We start from the raw sequence: 21938 nt of genomic DNA, 5'->3' as shown, positions 1-21938 counted from the left end.
TCCCACCGCGGACGACGCGTCGGCGCAGCACTCAGGGCGCTGGCGCGTCGTCCTCGTCGGGCTCACGCGGAGGCAGCGCTGCTGCGGGGTCCGCTGACCCGCCGGACACGACCTCGAACCGGATCCCGAGCGCGGCCGGGTCGTCGTCGAGTTCGAGCCCGTCGCCGCTGGGCTGCTCCTCGGGGATGGCGAGACCCTTCGACGGGTCGAACGCACTGCTCATCGACATCCGACGAGCATGCCCGGCCGACCCGGGAGTGCGCGCAACGCGCGCTGGTCAGTCGCCGAGGTCGCCCGGGTGCAGACGGTCGCCGGGATGCGGGGTCCGGAACACCGGGCCGCCGCCGGCCGCGTCCTCGTCGTCGTGTCGGACCGGGGAGTCCCCGGGGTCGCCGATCGCATCGGCGCCGGAGACGTCCGCCCCGGACGGCCCGTCAGCGGGGGGAGCCGCGCGCGACTCCTCCACCTCGAGCTCGTCCTGGTCGGAGCCGTCCGGGGGAACGTCGCTGCCCTGCTGCTGGGGATCGAACGGTGCACTCATCGACATGGGTCGAGTGTGCTCCGCCCAGGTGGACAGCAGGTCAGCCTCGTCATTTGTTGTGGCCCGGTGCGTCTCCGGACTTCCCGGGACCGGTCGCCCCGCCCGGACCACTGTCGGCCGGGCCCTGCTGTGAGGTCGTGTCCGCCCCGGTGTCCAGCGGGTCCTGCACGGGCAGCGTCGTGTCGGTGCCCGGCACCGGTGCGGTCGTCGGCACCTGATCGGTGGGTTCGCTCGGCTCGTCCGACGGCTCCGAGGGCTCCTCGGACGGCTGTTCCTGCGTCGGCTCGGAGGGCTGCTCCGACGGCTGGTCGGCCGGCTGGCTCGGCTGCTGCTGGGCGGGCTCGCTGGACTCGTCGGACGGCTCGGAGCTCGGCTGGTCGTCGACCGGTGCGGTCTGCTGCGTCGATTCGCTGGGGTTCGGTGACGTGGTGTCGTCACGGTTGAACGCGAGGGCCGCGACGACGATGCCGGCGACCACGAGGACCGCCAGGACGATCAGCGCCACCACCCAGCGCTTCCGCCGGGGCTCGTCGGGGTCCGTGGCCAGCGGCCGGGCCGGACCAGCGGGCCCGCCCGCACGACCACCGGCGCCACCACCCGGACCGGCTGCTGCGGCTCCCGGCGTCCCGAGGACCGTGGTGGCCACGTCGTCGTCCGCACTCCGCGCCGGCTGGGACTGGGTCGGGAGCCGTCGGGTGGCGTCGTCCGGGCGGGAGGCTCCCTGCACCGGCATCGCGCGCGTCGCCTCGTCCGCGGATGCGGTTCCGGCACCCGCGCCGGCGGCGGCTGCACCGGCCACCCCGGCACCGGCGGCGGCGCGCGTGACTGCCCCCGGGCCTCCCGGCAGGAGCTGGGTGGCAGGCGCGACCTCGTCCCTGCCGAGTGCGCGGAGGCGCGCGGCAGCCTCGGCGGCGGACGGACGGTCCTCCGGGTGCTGCGCCGTCATGACGTGCAGCAGCGTGCGCCACGCCGTCGGCAGGTGCTGGTCGATCTCGGGCGCTCGGGCGAGTCGGGCGGTGGCGGCCTCGACCGCGCTGCCCGGGAACGCCTGCTTGCCGGTCAGGGCCTCGAGGAGCATGAGGCCGAGTGCGTACACGTCGGCCTCGCCGGTGACGGGCTGGCCGAGGACCTGCTCGGGAGCCAGGTACGCGGCCGTCCCGATGACGGTGCCGGTGCCGGTGACGCGGGCGGCGTCGCGGAGCAGCGCGATGCCGAAGTCGGCGAGCTTGACGTGCTCGCCGTCCTGCTCCAGGAGGACGTTGGCGGGCTTCACGTCACGGTGCACGATGCCCTGGGCGTGCACGGCGGCGAGCCCCTCGGCGACCTGCGCACCCACACGGGCCGTGGTCGTCGGGTCGAGCGGACCCTCGCGGAGACGGGTGGCGAGGTCGCTGCCGGGGACGAGCTCCATCACGAGGAACGAGTCGCCGTCGACGTCGTCGAGGGCCGCGTCGAACAGGGTGACGAGGTTCGGGCTGCGGAGGCCGGCGAGCACGTGGATCTCGGCCTCGGCGCGCGCACGCTCACCGTGGTCGACGGGTCCGATGCGGAAGAGCTTGACCGCGACCTCTCGTCCGAGCTGCTCGTCGACGGCGCGGTAGACCGATGCCATCCCCCCGTGCCCGAGGGTCCCGGTCACCCGGTACCTGCCGCCGATCAGCCGTTCTTCCATGCCGGAAACCTACCGGGCTGACCTGACGAGGGCGCGCAGCCCCGTCACGACGGGGTCGGCTCGGCGCCCCGGTGCAGCGCGGTCAGGTACAGCCGGTGCGCGGTGACGACGAGCGCCAGCCAGGCGAGCCCGAGCGCCCACGCCGCCAGGACGTCGGTGGTCCAATGGTGCCCGAGGAACACCCGCGAGACACCGACCGACAGCACGAACAGCGTCCCGACGACGATCGTCCAGACCCGGGCCACGACGCGGGTCTGCCGGAGGAGCAGCAGGTACACGATCGTGCCGACGACGACCGTGGCGTTCAGGGTGTGCCCGGACGGGAACGACGGCGAGTGCTCGAACGGCGGGACGGCGTCGGACAGCGGCGGCCGGGCTCGACCGATCAGGTCCTTGCCCGCGATCGTCATGGCCAGGGAGCCGGCACTCGCGGCGACGAGGAGCACGAGCGGCGTCCACGCCCTGCGTTGGATCGTCAGGCCGACCAGGAACAGCACGGCGACGATCGGCATCCCGATGGTGCCGGCGATGTCGGTCCACCACGTGACGCCCTGGTCGAGCGCGGGCGACCGGTGCGTGAGCATCCAGTCGAGGACGGGCCGGTCGAGCACGGCGACGTCGTCGGACTCACGCACGGCGTCGTAGACCTCGGAGGCCACCCACGTCGCGACCGCGGCGATGCCGATCCCGACGAGCAGGGTGAGCAGCAGCAGCGGGAGCGCCCCGTATCGGCGGCCGAGTGCCGCCCACGAGTCGGCGACGCTCCGGCCGACCCGCGTGCGCCACCGGGTGAGGTCGACGTCGCCGACGGTACGGTCGACGCGCTCGCGCTCGGCTCCGCCGATCACGGGTGGTCGGCCGCCGGGTGCGTGGTGCTCTTCCATCGGACCAGCCTGCCCGTCAGCGGCTGTGCGGGCACGGCCGGCCTCGACCGGGGCGCCACCGCGGCAGCACCCGGGACCCGGTCGGGTCGCTACTTCGCCTGGTCGTACGACCGGACCACCGCGACCGTCAGCGGGAAAGTGACCGGGAAGCCACCGAACATGATCCGCCCGGCGTCGACCGCCGCGGCCCGGACCTGCTCGGCCACCCACTCGGCGTCCGCGGCCGGTGCGTGCACCACGAGTTCGTCGTGCACGAAGAAGACCATGTGCGGCCCGGACGTGACGGGCCCGTCGCTCCGCGCGGCCAGTCGGGTGCGCAGGCCGCCCATCCAGGACAGCGCCCACTCGGCCGCCGTGCCCTGCACCACGAAGTTCCGTGTGAACCGTCCCCAGCTGCGGGCCCGGGACTCGACGGCCCGCTGCATCGCGGGGGTGCCGTCCACGGAGTACGCCCGGTTCCGCGCCTCGAACCACGACTGCTCCGGCACCGGCGACGTCCGACCGAGCCGGGTCGTCACGGGTTCGCCCCGTTCCCCCGCCCGGGCCGCCTGCTCGACCAGGTCGAGCGCCCGCGGGAAGGCCCGGGCCAGCCGGGGCACGAACCGCCCGCCCTCGCCCTGCGTGGCGCCGTACATCGCGCCGAGCATCGCCATCTTCGCCTGCTGCCGGGTCTGCACCGCACCGGAGGCCACGACCCCGTCGTAGAGGTCCTGTCCGTCCCCGGCCGCGGCCATGTCGGTGTCGCCCGACATCGCGGCGAGGACCCGCGGTTCGAGCTGCGCCGCGTCGGCGACCACGAGCTCCCATCCGGGGTCGGCGACCACCGCTCCGCGCACCTGCTTCGGCAGCTGCAGGGCCCCGCCGCCGTTCGCCGCCCAGCGACCGGTCACCACCCCGCCGACGACGTACTCCGGGTGGAACCGGCCGTCCTGCACCCACTCGTCGAGCCACGTCCACCCGTTGGCGGTGAGCAGGCGGTACAGGCGTTTGTACTCCAGGAGCGGTTCGATCGCCGGGTGCTCCAGCCGCTCGAGTTCCCACTTCCGGGTGCTGTCCACGACGAGTCCGGCCCGCCGCAGGGAGCGCAGGACGTCGGCGGGCGAGTCCGGGTTGAGGTCGGGGTCGTCGAGTCGCTGCCGGAGGACCGCGGCGAGCTCCTCGAGCTTCCGGGGCCGCACCCCGTACGGCACCCGCGGGCCGAGGGCGTCGGCGAGCAGCCGCTCGTGCACGTCGGTCCGCCAGGGCAGCCCGGCGTACTTGATCTCCGCGGCGACGAGCGCGCCGGCGGACTCTGCCGCGAGGAGCAGGCGCAGCGCTCCCGGCTCGCTCGCACCGGCCACCGCGTCGAGCTGCGCCCGGAGCTCGACGACCGGGTCGAGGTCGTCGTCGGCCGGGGCGACCGTGAACAGGTCGTCGTCGAAGAGCGAGGCCTGCGTGGCGGGCGCGGGACGGGCCTCCAGCGCGACGGCGGCGTCCCAGGCGCTCAGCGGCGCCTGCGCGAGGGCGGAACCGCGGGTGGCGAGGGCGGTGCGGAGCAGCCGGTGGCCGAGTCGGAGGTCCACGCATCGGGCCACGCGACCGCCCGCAGCCAGCACGGCCGGGTACCAGCGTGCGGTGTCGGACCAGACCCAGCGGACGCCCGGTCCCTCGTGCGCCGCGACGAAGGCCGGGAGGCCCGACTCGGTCAGGCGCACCGGCTCACCGTCCGACGTCCCCGCGTCCGTCAGCGGCGTCGCGGTGAGGCCGCCGTCGACACGGGCGAGGACGATGTGCACGCCGACGATTCTGCCGTGCCCCACCGTCCTCGCCGCACCGTCACGCGCGGGTGGCCGCAGTGGCGGGCGCTCAGTCGCCCGGTCGGACGGCGGCGCTGTCGGCGATGTCGATACGGACGTCGCCGGACTCGGTCTCCTCGACCTCGACCCGCGGCGCCTCGTCGTGCTCGTCGGACCCCGACATCCGACGGAACGTGTCGTGGCGACGCTCCTCGAAGGTCATGTCGACGCCGTCGTCCAGGTGGTCTCGGTCGGGTGCGCTCATGTCCGTGACGGTACGCCGACCGGCGCGGTGCCGGTGCGCTCCGACCAGTGCCCGCCCGCCGCCCACCGCTCCTGGACCGCACGCTGGAGCCGACCGGAGGGCACCGCCTGACGCGCGGACGCCAGGTCGGTGCCGAAGACGAACTTCGCCATCGAGTCGTCGCCCTCTTCCACCGGTCCGTGCGGTTCGGGCGGTTCCGGCAGCAGCGTGAACCGCGCCGCGAAGCGCGCCGTGTTCGACGACGGCCCCAGCACGGCCGCGACCTCCGGGTCGAGCAACCACGACGAGCACACGAAGGTGTCCACCGTCGTGTCCGGGTCGAGCCGCCGGAGCACCGCGGGCGCGGCCGCGAACGACCGGTCGCATGCGTCCGGGTCCAGCGGTCCGACCTCCGGCACGTGCACGCCCCAGGCCGGCGTCCCGTCCGGCAGGTGGGTGGCCCGCTCGAACTGGAGGCGCCCCACGGCCACCACGCGACCGGTCGCCACCTGCACGAGCCAGTCCAGACCCGTGCCGTCCAGGCCGTACCGGTCGATCTTGCGGTCCACGTCGGCGACGCTCGACGCGGCGTCCTCGGGGCTGCAGCCGTGGGCGACGAGCCACTGCTCGGTGACCGGGAGCACCGCGCGGAGGGCGGCGAGGAGAGCCGCCTCCCGACCCTCCGGGCCGAGGTGTCGCACGGCGTCCTCGAGCGCCGGTGCCAGCCCCGCGGGCTCGCCTGGCGAGCCGACGGCGGCGGTGAGGAGCGCGACGGGGTCGGGCCGGGCCTCCCGTCCGACGTCTGCCGCGCTCACTTGAGCCCGGAGGAGGCGAGACCGTCGATCACCCGGCGCTGGAGCACGATGAACATGATGAGCACCGGCGCCATCGCCATCAGGCTCGCCGCCATCAGCAGCGGGTAGTCGATGGTCCGGTCGCTCGACAGGGTGGCCAGGCCGGCCGCGAGCGGCATGTCCTCGGCGCGGGTCGAGACGACGAGCGGCCAGAGCAGCTCGTTCCACGACCACAGCACGGTCGTGATCGCGAGCACGCTGATCGACGGTCGGGCGAGCGGCAGCATGATCCGCCAGAAGGTCTGGAACGGGTTCGCGCCGTCCATGCGCGCGGCCTCCTCGAGCTCGGCCGGCATGTTGAGGAACGCGGTCCGCATCAGGAACGTGCCGAAGGCGCTGAACAGCCCGGGGGCGACGATCCCGGCGAGGGTGTCGAGCCAGCCGAGCCCCTGCACGATCTGGTACTGCGAGATCAGGTACACCTGCGACGGCACCAGCAGGATCGACAGGACGATGCCGAGGATGACGGCCCGTCCCCGGAACCGCATCCGGGCGAAGGCGTAGCCGGCCAGGGTGCAGAGCACGATCTGCGCCGCGGTACGGATCAGGGTCACCCAGATCGACGTGCCGAGTTGGCTGAGGAAGGGCAGGCGGTCGAAGACGCGGACGAAGTTGCCCCACTGCAGTTCACCCGGCCAGAAGGTCGGCGTGGGCGCGGTCACCTGGGCGTTCGTGGAGAGCGCCATGATGATCTGCCACAGGAACGGGAACGCCATCACGAACCCGCCGATGCCGAGCACCACGTGGATCCACCAGTGGCTGCCGCCGCGGCGACCGGGGCGGGCGTCGGCACGGACCCGGGTGCGGCTGGCGGCCTTCGTCGCCGCCGTCAGCTTGCTGCCGTGCGCCTCGATGATGCCGGTCATGACTGGACCCACTTCCGCTGGACCCGGAACTGCACGACGGTGATGATCCCGATGAGCACGAAGATCACCATCGCGATCGCAGCCGCGAAGCCCTTGTCGTTGTCGATGAACCCGGCGCTGTAGAAGTAGAAGACGAGGGACATCGTCTTCGGGATCACCGGGTTGGTGGAGCCGAGGATGGCGTAGAGCAGGTCGAACAGCTGGAAGCTCGAGATCGTCGTGATGATGAGCACGAAGAAGATGCTCGGTGTCAGCAGCGGCACGGTGAGCGAGTGGAACTGCCGCCACCGGCTCGCGCCGTCGAGTTCGGCGGCCTCGTACAGCTCCGGCGGGATGTCCTTGAGCCCGGCGCCGAGGATGATCATCGAGAAGCCGAGCGACGACCACAGCCCGACCAGCGAGACCGCGACGAGCGCGAAGCCCGGGGTCGAGATCCAGTACGGACCGTCGATGCCGAACAGCCCGAGGAACCAGTTCACGATGCCGAAGTCACCGTTGAACATGATGCGCCAGACCAGCGCGATCGCGGCGGGCATCGCCACGTACGGCAGGAAGAACAGCACCCGGTAGAACTGGGCGAAGCGCAGGCCCGGGGTGTTCAGCAGGCTCGCGAGCCAGACCGCGACCGGGATGCCGAGCAGCACGATCACCGTGTAGACGACCGTGTTGAACAGCGACTGGTACAGCTGCGGGTCGGACAGCAGACGCGCGTAGTTCGCGAACCCGGTGAAGCTCGATCCGCCGAACACCCCCCAGCTCGTGAACGAGTAGTAGAACGTCTGCAGGATCGGCCAGATGAAGAACGTCCCGACGCCGATGAGCAGCGGCAGCACGAACAGCCACGGCCAGAAGCCGTCGGTGCGTGGGGCCCGCGTCGGCCGCGAGGGGTCGGCGGGGCGGGTCTCGGGCGGCGGGGACGCCTGCGCGGCATCGGGTCGCTGGGTGTGGATCGTCATCAGGTCGCTCCTCGGCCAGGGCGGTCGGATCGGGTGGTCCGGGTGGTGCTGGGTGCAGCGGGTGGTGCGGACGTGCGGGTGCCGGCCGGTCGGGCGTGGGCCCCGACCGACCGGCTCGTCGTCACTCCTTGGCGAGTGCCGCGTCCATCTTCTGGGCGAGTTCCTCCGTCACCTGGTCGACGGGCTCGGAACCGTCGAACGCACTCGGCAGCAGGTTCGTCTCGAGGGTGTTCCACGCGGCGGTGTTCTTCGACACCGGCAGCGGCTTGGCGTAGTCGACCGCGTCGAGGAAGACCTGCAGGTCGGCATCGGGCATCGTCTTCGTGAAGGCGTCCTGCGTGCCGGTGTAGGCGGGGATGACGGCGCCCATGTCACCCTGCTGCTGCTGGGCGGGCTTGCTGGCCAGGTAGGCCTGGAGTGCCTGCGCGGCGGCCTTGTCCTTCGAGCCCTCCGCGACGACGTTCGAGACGCCGTGGATGACGGTCGCCTGCTCCTTGCCCTTCGGCAGCGGGTAGGCGACGACGTCCTTCTCGATGTCGCTGCCGATCAGCGCGGAGCGGAACCAGCTGCCGCCCTGGTACATCGCGACCTTGCCCGAGGTGAACCACTGGTCAGCGGTCGTGTCGGTCAGCTGCTTGATCGTCGGCGAGGCGCCGGACTTGATCAGGTCGGTCCAGAAGCCGATGCCCTCCTGCGCGGCCTTCGTGCCGTACTCCGACTCGTCCCCGTCGATGACGGAGCCGCCGGCCTGGAAGATCGTGTCGTAGTAGGTGGTCTGGCCGTCCATGCCCGCCGCGGCGCCGTACGCACCGTCCGACTTCAGCTTCTCGGAGAGCTCGGCACCGGTCTTCTGGAAGTCGTCCCAGGTCCAGTCCTTCGACGGCATGGCCACGCCGGCCTTCTCGAACAGGGCCTTGTTCATCCAGACGCCGATGGTGTCGAAGTCCTTCGGGACGCCGTACTGGGTGCCGTCGTACGTGTAGAGCTTGTTGAGCGCTGGCGAGTAGTTCTCCGGGTCGATCGCGCCGGACTTCACCTCGCCGGTGATCGGGGCGAGCTTGCCGTTCCCTGCGTACAGCTGGAAGTTCGGGCCGTTCATCCAGAAGAGGTCGGGGAGCGTGTTGCTCGAGCCCTGCGTCTGCAGCTTCGTGAAGTAGTTGGCGTACGGCGTGACGTCGACGTTCACCTTGATGTCGGGGTACTCCTCGTTGAACCCCTTGATGTTGGCCTTGATGGCCTTCACCTGGTTCTGGTCCCAGACGGCGTACGTCAGGTTCGCCTTGGTGTCCTTCGCGACCTCGCCCGAACCGGAGTCCGAGGACCCTGCGGAGGACTGGCTGCTGCATCCGGCGAGGAGCGCGACGGCGCTGACGGCGGCTGCGAGACCGAGCAGTGCGCGGCGGCGGCCGCGGCCCGGACGGGCGGTTGGAGCGGTCATCGGGTGGTCCTTTCGGGAACGTCGTCGCGGTCGGGAGTGGTCGCGAAGTGTCGGAGGGTGGCGTCGGGAAGGGGCGGCACGTCGATGGGGACGGAGCCGTTGCGGAGCGAGCGGGTGGCGAGCGCGCCGGCGGCGACGGCCGCACGGGCCGCGATCGGGGACAGGGTGGTCGGCTCCCCGAACGCCAGCGAGCGGAGGAACTCGGTCATGGTGAGCAGGTCGGCGTCGGCGTGGCCGTCCTCGACGCCGTCGATCGGGTATTCGACATCCCCGGCGACGTCCCAGTTGCGACGGTGGTTCCACACCTTGACCACGCCACCGCCGGTGTCCCCGATGTTCTCGAGGCGTCCGTGGGTGCCGATGACCGTGTAGTTCCGCCAGTAGTCGGGCGTGAAGTGGCACTGCTCGTAGCTGGCCTGCACGCCGTTCTCGAGGGTCATCATCACCATCGACACGTCCTCGACGTCGACGACGGGGTTGAGACCGGTCTGCTCCGCGGGCGGCCAGTTGTCGAACGAGAACCAGTCGGTCATGAGCTCGTCGCTGCGGTCGCGACGGTCGGTGACGTCTCCGTAGACCGAGAGCGACCCCATGCCGACGACGCGGCTGGTGTAGGCCCCGGCGAGGGCGTGCACGACGTCGAGGTCGTGGCTGGCCTTCTGCAGCAGGAGCGAGTTCACGCGGCTGCGGTCGGCGTGCCAGTCCTTGAAGTAGTAGTCGCCGCCGTTGCCGACGAAGTGGCGGACCCAGACGGCCTTGACCTCGCCGATCTCACCGCGTGCGATCACGTCGAGCATCAGGCGCACCACGGCCGCGTGGCGGAAGTTGTGGCCGACGTAGAGCGGGGTGCCGGTCTCGGCGGCGGTGTTGAGGACGGCGTCGGCGTCCTCGACCGTGATGGCGAGGGGCTTCTCGAGGTAGACGGCGATGCCGGCGCGGAGCAGGTCGATCGCGATCTCGGCGTGGGTCCAGTCCGGTGTGGTGACGATCGCGGCGTCGACGGCGTTCGGGGCACCGTCGGTCCCGATCAGGGCGCGGTGTCCGTCGACGACGGTGGCGTCCGGCCAGGCCTCGGCGGCTCGTCGCCGGCCGGATTCGGTGACGTCGGCGGCGGCCACGATCCGGGCGTCGACCCCGTCGGCGTCGAGTCCGGCGGCGGCGACGTGGTTCGCGATGTACGACCGCTGGCCGATGCCGACCACGCCGACTCGGAGTGTGCGCGTGCTCGTGATGCTCATCTCGCTCCCTTGCGTGATTGTGACGGCCATGATGCCAAATCGATCATGAATGCACAATATGCGCTCACGGATCGCTCACGGAAGCGTGATGCGAGGGTTTAACACGCCGGTAACGTGACCGCGCTCGGCCGGGAGGCGCACGGCGGGTTCCCGAGCGTCGGGCAGGCCCCGGGGGAGCCGGTCGCGGCGACGCACGTGGTCGCCGGACGTGCCGGTCAGTCCGCGACGACGAGCTCCGCGCCGGCGGCGGCCAGGTCCGCGGCGAACCGCGGCGGGACGTCCCGGTCGGTGACGAGCACGTCGATGCGGTCGAGCGGGCAGATCCGGGCGAAGGTCGAGCGCTCGATCTTCGTCGAGTCGGCGACCACGATCACCCTGCGGCCGACCGAGGCGAAGTGGCGGCTGACCTCGGCTTCGCCCTCGTGCATGGTGGTCGCGCCGTACTGCCCGGTCAGACCGTCGACGCCGAGGACGACGACGTCGAGGGCGAACTCGTCGAGCGTGTCCCGGACCAGCGGCCCGATCAGCTCGTACGACTGCCGACGGGCGACGCCGCCGGTGACGACGATCTTGACGTTCGCGCGGACGGACAGCTCGTACCCGATGTTCAGCGCGTTCGTGACGATCGTGATGCCGTACTCGCCGTCGGCTCGGATGAACCGCTCGCTCTTGCCGAGTTCCCGCGCCACCTCGGTCGTCGTCGTTCCGCCGTTGAGCCCGACCGTGTCCCCGGGGGCCACGAGCGCGGCCGTCGCCCGGGCGATCGCGGTCTTCGCCTCGGCCTGGCGGGCGATCTTGTACTGCAGCGGCAGCTCGTACCCGGCACCGAGGGCAGCGGCGCCGCCGTGGGTCCGGGTGACGAGACGCTGGTCGGCGAGCGTGGCGAGGTCGCGGCGGGCCGTCGCCGCGGAGATCCCGAGCTCGTCCCCGATCTCGGTGATCGAGACGTTGCCGCGGTCGCTCACCAGCTCGAGGAGGGCGTTGAGCCTCTGCTGCGGGGTCATGGCGTCATCCTACGGGCGCTCCTCCGCGGGCTCCATGATCGGAAATGACGTTTTGCACTTGCATCGAGCACGATCGATCGTCATGCTGGCCGATATCCGATCACCAAGGATCGGTCCGACCGGAAGGACACCATGTCCGACACCTTCGTGGGCGACGAGCTGGCATCGCAGCCGGCCTCCTGGCGCTCCGCCGCGGCACTGCTGCCCTCGTTCATCGACGTCCTCCCCCAGCCGGGCGAGCGCGTCGCCGTCATCGGCTGCGGCACGAGCTGGTTCATCGCGATGAGCTACGCCGTCGCCCGTGAGTCCGCGGGCCTCGGCCTGACCGACGCCTTCGCCGGCTCCGAGTACCCCGCCGGCCGCCAGTACGACCGCGTCGTCACCATCTCGCGCTCCGGCACCACCACCGAGATCATCGACCTCCTGCGCGCCCTGCCGGACCAGCGCACCGTCCTGATCACGGCCGTGCCGGACAGCCCGGCCGCAGCGGACGCCGGCGACGTCGTCGCGCTGCCGTTCGCGGACGAGCGCTCCGTCGTGCAGACCCGCTTCGCCACCACCGCGCTCGCCCTGCTCCGCGCATCCCTCGGCGACGACGTCGAGGCCCTCGCCGTCCAGGCCGAGACCGCGCTGACGCTGCCGATCGACGACCTGCTCGACGCCGAGCAGGTCACGTTCGTCGGCCGTGGCGCCGCCGTGGGCCTGACGTTCGAAGCCGCCCTGAAGACCCGGGAGGCCGCACAGTTCTGGGCCGAGTCGTACCCCGCGATGGACTACCGTCACGGGCCGATCGCGATCGCGCAGCCCGGCCGCCTGGTGTGGTCGCTCGGCCCGGTGCCGGACGGTCTGGCCGACGAGGTCGCCGCCACCGGAGCCCGCCTGGTGCACCACGACCTCGACCCGCTCGCCGGACTCGTCGTCGTGCACCGGTTCGCCGTCGCCCTGGCGGAGCGCCGCGGTCTCGACCCGGACCACCCCCGCTCGCTCACCCGTTCGGTCATCCTCACCTGATGACCGCGCGCGGGGCAGTGCTCGGGGTCGACGTCGGCGGCACGGGCATCAAGGCCCGACTGACCGCCGACGACGGACGGTTGCTCGGCGAGCAGCGCGTCCCGACCCCGCGTGACGACCCCGCTGCCGAGGCACTCGCCGTCGTCGTGGCCGAGCTCGCCGTGCACGCGCGCTCGGTCGCCCGACAGCACGGCGTGGCACTCGACGCCGTCGGCCTGGTCGTCCCCGGCGTGGTCGACGAGGACGGCGGCCGCTCGGTGCTGTCCGTGAACCTCGGCTGGCAGGACGTGCCGGTCCGCCAACGGGTCGCTGCGGCCCTCCGGGCGACGGGTACCGACGTGCCGCTCGCGTTCGGCCACGACGTGCGCGCCGGGGCCCTCGCCGAGGTGCAGGCCGGTGGGCTCGACCACGGCACGGTCGCGTTCGTCCCGGTCGGGACCGGGCTCGCGAGCGCCCTCGTCGTCGACGGTCGGGTCGTCAGTGGTGACGGCTGGGCCGGTGAGATCGGCCAGGTCCGCATCGCCCACGGTCCGCACGCGGGCCTCCGGGTCGAGGAGATCGCCTCGGCCGGTGCCGTCGCGCACCGGAGCGACGCACCGACCGCGCACGCCGCGATGCTCCGCGTCCAGGACGGCGAGCTCCTCGCCCGCCAGGTGTGGGACGACTGCGTCGACGTCCTCGCCGACGCCCTCGCCTGGCTGACGGCCGCCGCAGGGTGTCACACGCTGGTCATCGGCGGCGGACTCGCGCAGTCCGGTCCGCTGCTGCTCGACCCCCTCACCGCGGCGCTGAGCGACCGGCTGGTGGGCGTCCGGGTCCCGGCCCTCGTCGGCGCACGACACGGTGACGCCGCAGGCGCGATCGGTGCCGGTCTCCTCGCACGGGAGCTGCTGGGGCGCGACCTCCCCGCCCGTCACCAGCGCGTCGACGACGGCCCGACCGCGGTGTCGGCGTGACCACGCTCGTCCGCGCCCCCCGGGTGGTCACCGCGGAACTCGACCTGGTCGACGGCTGGATCGCGGTCAGCGACGGTCGGGTCGCCGCGGTCGGCACCGGACCGACACCGGCACACGACCGCGTTGTCGACGCCCCCGGCACCGTCGTCCCGGGCTTCGTCGACCTGCACGCGCACGGCGCGCTCGGCCACGACTTCGCCTCGTGCTCGGCCGACGAGGCCCGCGCTGCCGTCGCCCACCACGCCGGACGCGGCACCGCGCACCTGGTCGCGTCGATCGCGACCGGGACGGTCCCGGACACGGTCGCCGCGCTCCACCGGCTGCGCCCACTCGTCGTCGACGGCACGCTCGCCGGGCTGCACCTCGAGGGCCCCTGGCTCGCACCCGCCCGACGCGGTGCGCACGCGGTCGCCCTGCTGCACCCACCGACCCCCGCCGAGGTCGAACTCCTGGTCGACGCCGGAGGCGTGGCCCTCCGGGTGGTCACGCTCGCCCCCGAACTCCCCGGTGCGATCGAGACGATCCACCGTCTGGTCGACGCCGGCGTCGTCGCCGCGATCGGGCACACCGACGCCGACACCGAGCAGGTGCAGCGCGCGGTCGACGCCGGTGCGACCCTGGTCACCCACCTCTTCAACGGCATGCCGCCGCTGCACCACCGTGAGCCCGGTCCGGTCGGGGTCGCCCTGACGGACGAGCGCCTGACCGTGGAGTGCATCGTCGACGGCCACCATCTCGACCCGGTCGCCGTCGACCTGGTCCGCCGCGCCGCCGGTGACCGGCTGGTGTTCGTCTCGGACGCGATGGCCGCCACCGGCTGCGCCGACGGGCCGTACCGGATCGCCGGATCGGACGTCGTGGTCGACGGCGGGGTCGCGATGCTCGCCGACGGGTCATCGCTGGCCGGCAGCACGATCACCGTCGGTGACGCCGTCGCCCGGGTCCTCGCCGCTCGTCCCGACGACGCCGCTCGTCACGACGTCCGGGAGGCCGTGGCCGCCTCGTCCGTGCGCGCCGCCGCCCTGCTCGGCCTGCGTCCACCCCTCACCGTCGGTGCCGCCGCCGACCTCGTCGTCCTCGACCCGGAGGGCCGCCCCACCCCCCTGGAGGTCCCCGCGTGATCGTCGTCATCACCCCGAACCCCGCGGTCGACGTCACCTACCGCGTCGCCGAGCAGGTCGTCGGGGTCACCCAGCGCGTCCTGGACGTCGTCCGCCGTCCGGGCGGGAAGGGCGTCAACGTCGCCCGGGTGCTCGACGCCGCCGGCGTGCCGACGACCTCCGTCCTGCCGCTCGGCGGGACGAGCGGGGCGTGGGTCGCCGCCGCGCTGCAGCGGGACGGCCTCGCGACGGCCGCCGTGCCGGTCGCGGGTGACACCCGGACCACGGTCACCGTCGTCGACGACCACGTCCACCCGACGATGTACGGCGAACCCGGGCCGGCGGTGACGGCCGACGAATGGGCCGCCGTGACGGGTGCCGTGCGTACCGCGCTGGCGGCTGCGAGCGCCCTCGTGGTGTCCGGGTCCCTGCCCCGCGGGACCGACCCGAGCGTGGTCCGGCCCTGGATCCGCGGCGCGGTCGACGCCGGCCTGCTCGTCGTCGCCGACCTGTCGGGGCCGTCGTTGCTCGAGGCGGCCGCAGCCGGCGCCACGGTCTGCAAGCCGAACCGGGAGGAACTCCTCGACGCCACGGGCGCCCGGGACGAACGCTCCGGCGCCCTCGACCTGCTCGCACGCGGAGCCGGGGTCGTCGTCGTCTCCGCGGGCTCGGCGGGCATCACCGCGCACACGCCGGACGCGGTCGTGACCGTCCCCGCGGTGCCCGACGTGCACGGCAACCCGACCGGTGCCGGGGACGCCGCCACCGCCGGGCTCGTCCTCGCGCTGACCGCACCAGGCACCCGGACGGCCGCCGACGTCACCGTACCCGACGTGCTCCACCGTGCCCTGGTCTCCGCAGCCGCGTACGGCGCCGCCGCGGTGCTCCGCCCCGTCGCGGGCGAGGTCGACCTCGCCGCCGTCGACCGATTCACCACCCAGCTCGACCGAACCGGGAGCCCCACATGACCACCGCCCTCGCCCTCACCGGCCTCCTCGACTCCGCACGCACCGCCCGTCGTGGTGTCGGCGCGTTCAACGTCGTCCTGCTCGAGCACGCCGAGGCGATCGTCACCGGGGCCGAGCGGGCCGGCCTGCCCGTGGTGCTGCAGGTCAGCGAGAACTGCATCCGCTACCACGGCGGGCTGACGCCGATCGTGACCGCGACCCAGGCCGTCGCGCGGGCCGCCGACGTGGAGGTCCTCGTGCACCTGGACCACATCGAGGACACCGCACTGGTGCACGCGGGCATCGACCTCGGCGTCGACTCGATCATGTACGACGGGTCGCACCTGGACTACGACGCGAACGTCGACGCGACCCGGGCGCTGGCCGACCGGTGCCACGCGGCGGGCATCGCGATCGAAGCCGAGCTCGGCGAGGTCGGCGGCAAGGACGGCGTGCACGCTCCCGGGGTCCGCACCGACCCGTCCGACGCTGCCGCGTTCGTGGCGGCGACCGGGGTCGACGCCCTGGCGGTCGCCGTCGGCACGTCGCACGCGATGCAGACGCGCGAGGCGTCGGTCGACCGTGACCTCGTGGAGCGGCTGCGGGCCTCCGTCCCGGTGCCCCTGGTCCTGCACGGCTCGTCCGGGCTGTCCGACGACGAGCTGCGGGGCGCGGTCCGCGCGGGCATGACGAAGATCAACATCTCGACGCACCTGAACGGGCTGTTCACCCGGGCGCTGCGCGACGTGCTCGACGAACGACCGGACCTGGTCGACCCGCGCCGCTACGTCGCCGCGGGCCGGGACGCCGTCGCCGCCGAGACCGCCCGGCTGCTCACGCTGCTCGCCGGGTAGGTCGGGCGGTCGGGCCTGGCCGGGCACTGGCCGGGGTCACCCCCGGGTGTGGCTCGCCCAGATCGCCGACGTGCCCTTCCGGAGCACGACGTTCCCGTCCGACTGCATCCGGAGGGTGACGCCGGCTCCACCCTTCCGGCCCGTGCCGGTCGACCAGCGTGTTGCCCCGAGGGGCCCCGCGAGCACGAGGTCGCCGTTCGGCAGGAGCAGCAGGGACGACCCCGCACCACCGCCGGTCTTCTGGAAGAGGCGCGTGCTGCCGGAACTCGCGACGAGGAGCCCGTTCGACCGGACGCCGAAGCGCCGCGTCCCGCTCGCGTCCCGGATCGACTGCCCGGCGACGAGGGTGGCGCCGGGGACCAGCTGGTCGGTGCCCGGTGCGCCGTTGTGCCAGAGGAGCTTCCCGTCGCGGGCGGTCAGTCGTACGTCGCCGGCGTCGTCGACGGTCAGGCGGGCGCCGCCGGAGGTGGTCCGGGCCGACGTCGACCAGAGGACCGCACCGGACGGGGCGACGACGGCGAGTCGACCGGTCGCGTCGAGTCGCAGCCCGGCGCCCGCGGCCGTTCCGCTGCTCCGCCAGAGCCGTCGACCGTTGCCCCACTCGACGAGCGAGCCGTCGCCCTGCAGGTCGAGCCAGTACTGCCCGTACGGTGAGTGGATCGACGTCCCGGCGGGCACGGTCCGGCTCCCGGAGGCGATCGAGGTCGCGGTCGCCCCGGCTGCGGCGGCGGTCGTGGTCGGCGCCGTGCAGTCCGAGGCCTTCGGGAGCACGCGCCCCAGGGCCGACCAGTTCGGCGATCCGAGTCCGGTCGCCGCGTCCCAGCCGCGCGCTGCCCGCGCCGTGCCGTTGCCGCCGGTGACGACGTCGCGGAACGCCGCCGGGTTCCGGTAGAGCGCCTGGTGGACGTCACCGACGCCGGCGGCACACCCGCGGGCGGTCAACGCGACCGCGAGCTGGCCGGCGAGCACCGGGGAGGCCAGGCTGGTCCCGCCACCGAGCACGAACCCGTGTGCGGTCGACAGGTACACCCCGAGCCCCTTCGCCGGGTCGGCGAGTGCGGCGACGTCGGGCAGCAGGCGCTTCGTTCCGCTGATGCCCGTCCCGGTCTGCCACGCGGGCTTGGCGTAGGCGCTCGAGGTCCCGCCCCCGCCGGCACCCAGGGAGTTCGACCAGCCCGCCTCGGTCCAAGTGGTCCCCGTCTTCGTCACCGTCTTCGTGAGCGAGGTACCGCCGACGCCGACGACCGCGGGCGACGACGCCGGGTACGACACGTCGCGGATGGTCGTCGTCGGTCCGGTCGGGCAGCGCGCGCCGTCGTCCCCGGTGGCGGCGAAGACGGTGGCACCGGCAGCGACGATGCGCGCCAGGGCGGCGTCGAGTGCGGCTCGGGCCGCCGCCGGGGTCTGCGTCTCGCAACTGCCCCAGGAGATGCTCACCGCGGTGATGCCGGCGGTCCGCACCTCGTCCGCGATCCGGCTGTACGCGTCGTAGCTGCCTCGGAACGAGTTCTCCGTCACGTACACGCGCTGCCGTGCTCCCGGCGCGACGGCGAGCAGGGCCTGCTGGTCGAGGGCGACCTCGGTCTCACCCTGGGACCCGTCGCCGACGTGTGGGTCCGCTCCCGCGACCGCGATCTGGTCGAGCGCCGGCAGTGGACGCCCCGTCGCTGCGGCGGAGGCGCTGAGGTCGTTGCGGTCCCACCCGGAGAACTGCACGGTGGCGATCGTCGCGCCGGCCCCCGCCGTGGCCGAGCCCGAGGACCGGTACGCGCCGGCGAGGTCGGCGGGCGCGTACCCGGCGGGGACGGCCGCGTGGGCGAGCGCCGGGCGGGCGTCGAGCCCGAGCACCGAGACGACGGACCCGCCGAAGGACCGCGGCAGCGCCGGCTCCGCGGTCGGGTGCATGCCGTCACCGGTGCCGACCAGGCTCACGTGGAACAGGGCCTCGGCATGGGCAGCGGTGCCGTGCGCCTCGACCTCCCACGTGTCCGAGTCGGTCACGGTGAAGCCGGCGCCGGTCAGGACCGATCGTGCGCGTGACCGGGCGTCGTCGACGGGGGCCACGGCCTCCACGGCGTCCGCGCGCTGGGCGGCGCTGTCCCCGGTGGTCGCCACGGGCAGGGCGGCGAGCGCGGCCGGGTCGACCGGCCGGAGCACCAGCGTCAAGTCGACGGGGGTGTCACCCGGGGTCGCGCCGACCGTGGGGTCGGTGGGTGCGGGGACGCCACCGGCGGCCGACGCAACGGTCGCGGGCGCAGCGGTCGCGGGCGCAGCGGTCGCGCTGGCAGCGGCCGATGCCTGCGCCGGCAGGCCCGTGCCGGTGACGGCGAGCGCCGCGACCACGGCGGACACGGCGAGGAGGGTCGGGGTGGCGCGTGACATCGGCGATCGCTTCCGGGATCCGAGACGACGACCGTCCCTGGCCGCCGGTCCGGCAGGTTCCGGACGGTGCACGCTACCCCGCCGCTCGACACCCGCCGCAGCCCCAGTTCCGGGGCCGGGTCAGCAGAGCGGGACGTTCACCGCGAGACCGCCCATCGCGGTCTCCTTGTACTTGTGCGACATGTCCGCGCCGGTCTGGCGCATGGTCTCGACGACCTGGTCGAGCGAGACGTGGTGCACGCCGTCACCGCGGAGCGCCATCCGGGCGGCGTTCACGGCCTTGTTCGCCGCGATCGCGTTCCGCTCGATGCACGGGATCTGCACCAGACCACCGATCGGGTCGCACGTCAGACCGAGGTTGTGCTCCATCGCGATCTCGGCCGCGTTCTCGACCTGCTCGGGCGTCCCGCCGAGCAGTTCGGCGAGTCCGGCGGCGGCCATCGAGGCGGCCGAGCCGACCTCGCCCTGGCAGCCGACCTCCGCACCGGAGATGGACGCCCGCTCCTTGTAGATCGAGCCGACGGCGCCCGCGGTCAGCAGGAAGCGGACGATCGCGTCGTCCCGTCGGTCGGGTGTGATCGTCGGCACGTAGGTGAGCGCGTAGAAGAGGACCGCGGGGATGATCCCGGCTGCACCGTTCGTCGGGGCGGTGACGACACGGCCCCCCGAGGCGTTCTCCTCGTTCACGGCCATGGCGGTGAGGTTCGTCCACTCCATCGCGAAGAGCGGGTCGTGCCCGGGGTCGTCACGGGTCAGCTGCTCGAACCAGTCGGCGGCTCGGCGTCGGACCTCCAGCCCGCCCGGCAGGGTGCCGGTGCGACGGACGCTGCGGTCGACGCAGTCCTCCATCACGGCGTGGATGCGGAGGAGTCGGTCCCGCACCTCGGCCTCGGGGCGGGTGGTCGACTCGTTGGCCAGGGCGACACCGCTGACCGGGAGGCCCGTGGTCGCGCAGGCCGCCAGCAGCTCGGCTCCGCTGGAGAACGGGTGGGGCACCGCGTCGGTCTCGACCGGGATCGCGGTGCCGGCGACGTCTTCGCCCGGCTCCTCGTCGCCGTCGCGGGCGATGAACCCGCCGCCGATCGAGTAGTAGGTCTCCACGGCGGTCTCGGTGCCGGTGGCGTCGAAGGTCCGCAGGCGCATGGCGTTCGGGTGCCGGGGCAGCATGGTCAGCGGGTGCAGGACGATGTCGGTCAGCCGGAACGCGACCGTCGGGCCGCCCGCCAGTGTCAGGAGACCGCTGGACTCGAGGCCCTCGAGCGCGGCGGTCAGGACGTCGGGATCGACGTCCTCCGGCCGGTGTCCCATCAGGCCGATCGCGACGGCGCCGAGCGTCCCGTGCCCGTGTCCGGTCGAGGCGAGTGAGCCGTACAGGTCGACCCGGATGCTCGTGACCGGCAGTCCGACGACGCGTTCGGCGAAGTCGACGCCGGCGCGCATCGGGCCCACCGTGTGGGAACTCGACGGCCCCACACCGATGCTGAACAGATCGAAGACGGAGACCGGCACGCCGTCACCCTACGCCGTCCGGACGGGAGGCTCAGTGGCCTGGTCGGGCCTGCCACCGGTTGACCAGGCCACGACGACCCCGAGCGCGACCAGCCCGAGCCCGATCAGCAGGTGCGCCGGGGAGGCGCCGTGTCCGGAACCGCCCGGGTGTCTCGTCCCGCTGCTCGTCGCCGTCGGGATCAGGGCCCGCCAAGCCAGTGGTCGATCCGGTGGTGATCCGGGCTGAACCCGTTCGCGACCCCCCAGAGCACCGCCTGGGTGCGACTGTCGGACCCGATCTTGCGGTAGACGGAACGGATGTGTGACTTCACGGTGTTCGGGCTGAGGTAGGTCAGCTGAGCGACCTCCGCGTTGCTCTTGCCCTGCGTGATGAGCGCGAGGACCTCGGACTCGCGATCGGTGATACCGACGCCCTTGCCCGGCCAATCCAGGCCGTCGGCGCTCGGGGCGCGACGTCCGGCGCGGCTGACCACGACCTCGCCGGCAGCGATCCGCTCGAGCGCGTCCACCAGGTCGGCGGCACCCAGCGTCTTCGACAGGTACCCGTGCACCCCCTCCGCGAGCGCAGCGTCGACGAGCTCCTGTTGTGAGTTCCAGGTGTAGACGACGACGTGCCGTGCTCGTGGGTTCGCGACGAGTGCGGCGATCTCGAGCTGGTCGGACTCCGGCTGCGCGAACGAGTCGTAGAGCACGATGTCGATCGAGTCGTCGAGCTCTGCGTTGGCGTCGATCTCGGCCACGACGATCCGGTCGCGGTGCGCGTCGAACATGTGCGCGAGGCCCTTGAGGACGACGTCGTAGTCGTCGACGAGCGTCACGAGGAGCGGAGTGGTGGGAGCGTCGACCGGCATGGGGCCACCTTTCCACCCCAAGGGGTGAGACGGAACACCCTTGGGGGTGGAAGGGTTGTCGACGTCACCCGATCGGGTGACGGACGCGCTCGGCCCCTTCTACCGGTCGTGCAGAACGCACCAAGGAGTCAGCCCATGCTCGGTCTCATCCTCAGCCTCATCATCGTCGGCCTCATCGCCGGCGCACTCGCCCGTCTCATCGTCCCCGGTAAGCAGGACATCAGCCTCGTGATGACGATCGTGCTCGGCATCATCGGCTCGTTCGTCGGTGGCTTCCTCGGCTTCCTGGTCTTCCAGCACGACCCGATGGACGGCTTCTTCCAGCCAGCCGGCATCATCGGCTCCATCATCGGCGCGATCATCGTGCTGCTCGTCTACACGCGCTTCGCTGGTGGCCGCAGCCGCCGCTGAGCGCCTGAACGACGAACAGGGTCCGGATGCAACGCGTCCGGACCCTGTTCGTCGTTCCCGTCCCGGCCTCCCGACGCCGGGAGATGTCGACAGGAGCCGCCTCCTGACTTCCCGGCGCGTCCACATGGCGGGACGGACCCGCGGGAGCGGGCGGGATCAGCGCCGCTTGCCCTGCGTCGGCATCACGATCCAGAGCACGACGTAGGCGATCCAGAGCGGTCCGGGGAACAGGCTGAGGATGACCCAGAGGACCCGGACGCCGGTGCGGGACCAGCCGAAGCGGTCCGCGATGCCGGCGCAGACGCCGGCGAGCAGGCGGCCGGCACGGGGGCGGTGCAGTGTGTTCGTCATGTCCTCGACGCTACGGGTCGAGGCTGCGCGGCGACATCCGGCCAGGCCCCCACTCCGGGGTGAGGACAACCCCACCGAGACGGGACGAGCCCGC

22 protein-coding genes are annotated in these 21938 nt (G+C 72.9%); 6 read left to right on the top strand and 16 right to left on the bottom strand.

The window, feature by feature from the left end; all coding sequences use genetic code 11:
• Window positions 1-31: 31 nt before the first annotated feature.
• The 12 genes from DEJ24_RS09355 to DEJ24_RS09300 all read right to left on the bottom strand — a co-directional run bounded on the left by DEJ24_RS09355 (window position 32) and on the right by DEJ24_RS09300 (window position 11472).
• Window positions 32-229 (bottom strand): hypothetical protein, encoded by a 198-nt coding sequence (locus DEJ24_RS09355; protein ID WP_111078396.1) that lies wholly within the window; start codon window positions 227-229, stop codon window positions 32-34.
• 48 nt (window positions 230-277) lie between these two features.
• On the bottom strand, window positions 278-547 hold the full coding sequence (locus DEJ24_RS09350) for a hypothetical protein (protein ID WP_111078395.1): 270 nt from the start codon (window positions 545-547) through the stop codon (window positions 278-280).
• 43 nt (window positions 548-590) lie between these two features.
• On the bottom strand, window positions 591-2213 hold the full coding sequence (locus DEJ24_RS09345; protein WP_111078394.1) for a serine/threonine-protein kinase: 1623 nt from the start codon (window positions 2211-2213) through the stop codon (window positions 591-593).
• 44 nt (window positions 2214-2257) lie between these two features.
• Entirely contained in the window at window positions 2258-3097 is an 840-nt protein-coding gene (locus tag DEJ24_RS09340; protein WP_111078393.1) for a phosphatase PAP2 family protein, read from the bottom strand.
• A gap of 89 nt (window positions 3098-3186) precedes the next feature.
• Window positions 3187-4872: a bifunctional 3'-5' exonuclease/DNA polymerase gene (locus DEJ24_RS09335; RefSeq protein ID WP_111078392.1), complete on the bottom strand. Its 1686-nt coding sequence runs from the start codon at window positions 4870-4872 to the stop codon at window positions 3187-3189.
• Between the two features lie 70 nt (window positions 4873-4942).
• Window positions 4943-5137 carry a multidrug transporter gene (locus tag DEJ24_RS09330; RefSeq protein WP_110903623.1) on the bottom strand — a complete coding sequence of 65 codons (195 nt, stop codon included), beginning with the start codon at window positions 5135-5137 and terminating at the stop codon, window positions 4943-4945.
• On the bottom strand, window positions 5134-5931 hold the full coding sequence (locus DEJ24_RS09325; protein WP_111078391.1) for a hypothetical protein: 798 nt from the start codon (window positions 5929-5931) through the stop codon (window positions 5134-5136). Before DEJ24_RS09325 ends, DEJ24_RS09330 begins: the two co-directional genes overlap by 4 nt.
• Window positions 5928-6836 carry a carbohydrate ABC transporter permease gene (locus DEJ24_RS09320; protein WP_258368824.1) on the bottom strand — a complete coding sequence of 303 codons (909 nt, stop codon included), beginning with the start codon at window positions 6834-6836 and terminating at the stop codon, window positions 5928-5930. Before DEJ24_RS09320 ends, DEJ24_RS09325 begins: the two co-directional genes overlap by 4 nt.
• Window positions 6833-7792 (bottom strand): carbohydrate ABC transporter permease, encoded by a 960-nt coding sequence (locus DEJ24_RS09315; RefSeq protein WP_110903621.1) that lies wholly within the window; start codon window positions 7790-7792, stop codon window positions 6833-6835. Before DEJ24_RS09315 ends, DEJ24_RS09320 begins: the two co-directional genes overlap by 4 nt.
• 121 nt (window positions 7793-7913) lie before the next feature.
• Complete coding sequence (locus DEJ24_RS09310) at window positions 7914-9230, bottom strand: sugar ABC transporter substrate-binding protein (RefSeq protein ID WP_111078390.1); 1317 nt, start codon at window positions 9228-9230, stop codon at window positions 7914-7916.
• On the bottom strand, window positions 9227-10468 hold the full coding sequence (locus DEJ24_RS09305) for a Gfo/Idh/MocA family protein (RefSeq protein WP_110903619.1): 1242 nt from the start codon (window positions 10466-10468) through the stop codon (window positions 9227-9229). Before DEJ24_RS09305 ends, DEJ24_RS09310 begins: the two co-directional genes overlap by 4 nt.
• A 215-nt stretch (window positions 10469-10683) precedes the next feature.
• Entirely contained in the window at window positions 10684-11472 is a 789-nt protein-coding gene (locus tag DEJ24_RS09300) for a DeoR/GlpR family DNA-binding transcription regulator (protein ID WP_110903618.1), read from the bottom strand.
• 132 nt (window positions 11473-11604) lie between these two features.
• Between DEJ24_RS09300 and DEJ24_RS09295 the strand changes: the two genes are divergently transcribed.
• From DEJ24_RS09295 to DEJ24_RS09275, 5 genes are read left to right on the top strand one after another with little or no spacing between them, the layout of a single operon-like run.
• Window positions 11605-12483, top strand: coding sequence for an SIS domain-containing protein (locus DEJ24_RS09295; protein WP_111078389.1), 879 nt, complete (start codon window positions 11605-11607; stop codon window positions 12481-12483).
• The gene (locus DEJ24_RS09290; protein WP_111078388.1) at window positions 12483-13439 is read left to right on the top strand and encodes an ROK family protein; all 957 of its coding nucleotides are present in this window, start codon (window positions 12483-12485) and stop codon (window positions 13437-13439) included. The genes DEJ24_RS09295 and DEJ24_RS09290 overlap by 1 nt, the downstream gene beginning before the upstream one ends.
• Window positions 13436-14560, top strand: a complete 1125-nt coding sequence (locus tag DEJ24_RS09285; protein WP_111078387.1) for an N-acetylglucosamine-6-phosphate deacetylase — start codon at window positions 13436-13438, stop codon at window positions 14558-14560. Before DEJ24_RS09290 ends, DEJ24_RS09285 begins: the two co-directional genes overlap by 4 nt.
• A complete protein-coding gene (locus DEJ24_RS09280) occupies window positions 14557-15507 on the top strand; it encodes a 1-phosphofructokinase family hexose kinase (protein ID WP_111078386.1) in 951 nt (316 codons plus the stop codon). Before DEJ24_RS09285 ends, DEJ24_RS09280 begins: the two co-directional genes overlap by 4 nt.
• On the top strand, window positions 15504-16340 hold the full coding sequence (locus DEJ24_RS09275) for a class II fructose-bisphosphate aldolase (protein WP_111078385.1): 837 nt from the start codon (window positions 15504-15506) through the stop codon (window positions 16338-16340). The genes DEJ24_RS09280 and DEJ24_RS09275 overlap by 4 nt, the downstream gene beginning before the upstream one ends.
• A gap of 36 nt (window positions 16341-16376) precedes the next feature.
• Here DEJ24_RS09275 and DEJ24_RS09270 read toward each other — a convergent pair whose 3' ends face one another.
• From DEJ24_RS09270 to DEJ24_RS09260, 3 genes are all read right to left on the bottom strand, one after another.
• On the bottom strand, window positions 16377-18722 hold the full coding sequence (locus DEJ24_RS09270) for a hypothetical protein (protein WP_111078384.1): 2346 nt from the start codon (window positions 18720-18722) through the stop codon (window positions 16377-16379).
• A gap of 120 nt (window positions 18723-18842) precedes the next feature.
• Entirely contained in the window at window positions 18843-20231 is a 1389-nt protein-coding gene (locus tag DEJ24_RS09265) for an L-serine ammonia-lyase (protein ID WP_111078383.1), read from the bottom strand.
• A 179-nt stretch (window positions 20232-20410) separates the two neighbouring features.
• Entirely contained in the window at window positions 20411-21082 is a 672-nt protein-coding gene (locus tag DEJ24_RS09260) for a response regulator transcription factor (RefSeq protein WP_111078382.1), read from the bottom strand.
• Between the two features lie 135 nt (window positions 21083-21217).
• On the opposite strand from DEJ24_RS09260, the gene DEJ24_RS09255 reads away from it, so the two are divergent.
• Window positions 21218-21493 (top strand): GlsB/YeaQ/YmgE family stress response membrane protein, encoded by a 276-nt coding sequence (locus tag DEJ24_RS09255; RefSeq protein WP_111078381.1) that lies wholly within the window; start codon window positions 21218-21220, stop codon window positions 21491-21493.
• A gap of 156 nt (window positions 21494-21649) precedes the next feature.
• Here the strand turns inward: DEJ24_RS09255 and DEJ24_RS09250 are convergent, their stop codons facing one another.
• Window positions 21650-21844, bottom strand: a complete 195-nt coding sequence (locus tag DEJ24_RS09250; protein WP_111078380.1) for a PspC domain-containing protein — start codon at window positions 21842-21844, stop codon at window positions 21650-21652.
• Window positions 21845-21938 lie beyond the last annotated feature (94 nt).

The sequence above is a fragment of the Curtobacterium sp. MCPF17_001 genome, from assembly GCF_003234615.1.
Lineage (GTDB): Bacteria > Actinomycetota > Actinomycetes > Actinomycetales > Microbacteriaceae > Curtobacterium.
Note: the sequence above shows the minus strand (reverse complement) of the source record. Positions and strands in the feature narration are given on the sequence as shown.

Coding starts and splice junctions, on each gene's coding strand:
- DEJ24_RS09355 (WP_111078396.1), bottom strand. CDS start 229: ATGTCGATGAGCAGTGCGTTCGACCCGTCGAAGGGTCTCGCCATCCCC.
- DEJ24_RS09350 (WP_111078395.1), bottom strand. CDS start 547: ATGTCGATGAGTGCACCGTTCGATCCCCAGCAGCAGGGCAGCGACGTT.
- DEJ24_RS09345 (WP_111078394.1), bottom strand. CDS start 2,213: ATGGAAGAACGGCTGATCGGCGGCAGGTACCGGGTGACCGGGACCCTC.
- DEJ24_RS09340 (WP_111078393.1), bottom strand. CDS start 3,097: ATGGAAGAGCACCACGCACCCGGCGGCCGACCACCCGTGATCGGCGGA.
- DEJ24_RS09330 (WP_110903623.1), bottom strand. CDS start 5,137: ATGAGCGCACCCGACCGAGACCACCTGGACGACGGCGTCGACATGACC.
- DEJ24_RS09320 (WP_258368824.1), bottom strand. CDS start 6,836: ATGACCGGCATCATCGAGGCGCACGGCAGCAAGCTGACGGCGGCGACG.
- DEJ24_RS09315 (WP_110903621.1), bottom strand. CDS start 7,792: ATGACGATCCACACCCAGCGACCCGATGCCGCGCAGGCGTCCCCGCCG.
- DEJ24_RS09310 (WP_111078390.1), bottom strand. CDS start 9,230: ATGACCGCTCCAACCGCCCGTCCGGGCCGCGGCCGCCGCCGCGCACTG.
- DEJ24_RS09305 (WP_110903619.1), bottom strand. CDS start 10,468: ATGAGCATCACGAGCACGCGCACACTCCGAGTCGGCGTGGTCGGCATC.
- DEJ24_RS09300 (WP_110903618.1), bottom strand. CDS start 11,472: ATGACCCCGCAGCAGAGGCTCAACGCCCTCCTCGAGCTGGTGAGCGAC.
- DEJ24_RS09295 (WP_111078389.1), top strand. CDS start 11,605: ATGTCCGACACCTTCGTGGGCGACGAGCTGGCATCGCAGCCGGCCTCC.
- DEJ24_RS09290 (WP_111078388.1), top strand. CDS start 12,483: ATGACCGCGCGCGGGGCAGTGCTCGGGGTCGACGTCGGCGGCACGGGC.
- DEJ24_RS09275 (WP_111078385.1), top strand. CDS start 15,504: ATGACCACCGCCCTCGCCCTCACCGGCCTCCTCGACTCCGCACGCACC.
- DEJ24_RS09270 (WP_111078384.1), bottom strand. CDS start 18,722: ATGTCACGCGCCACCCCGACCCTCCTCGCCGTGTCCGCCGTGGTCGCG.
- DEJ24_RS09260 (WP_111078382.1), bottom strand. CDS start 21,082: ATGCCGGTCGACGCTCCCACCACTCCGCTCCTCGTGACGCTCGTCGAC.
- DEJ24_RS09255 (WP_111078381.1), top strand. CDS start 21,218: ATGCTCGGTCTCATCCTCAGCCTCATCATCGTCGGCCTCATCGCCGGC.
- DEJ24_RS09250 (WP_111078380.1), bottom strand. CDS start 21,844: ATGACGAACACACTGCACCGCCCCCGTGCCGGCCGCCTGCTCGCCGGC.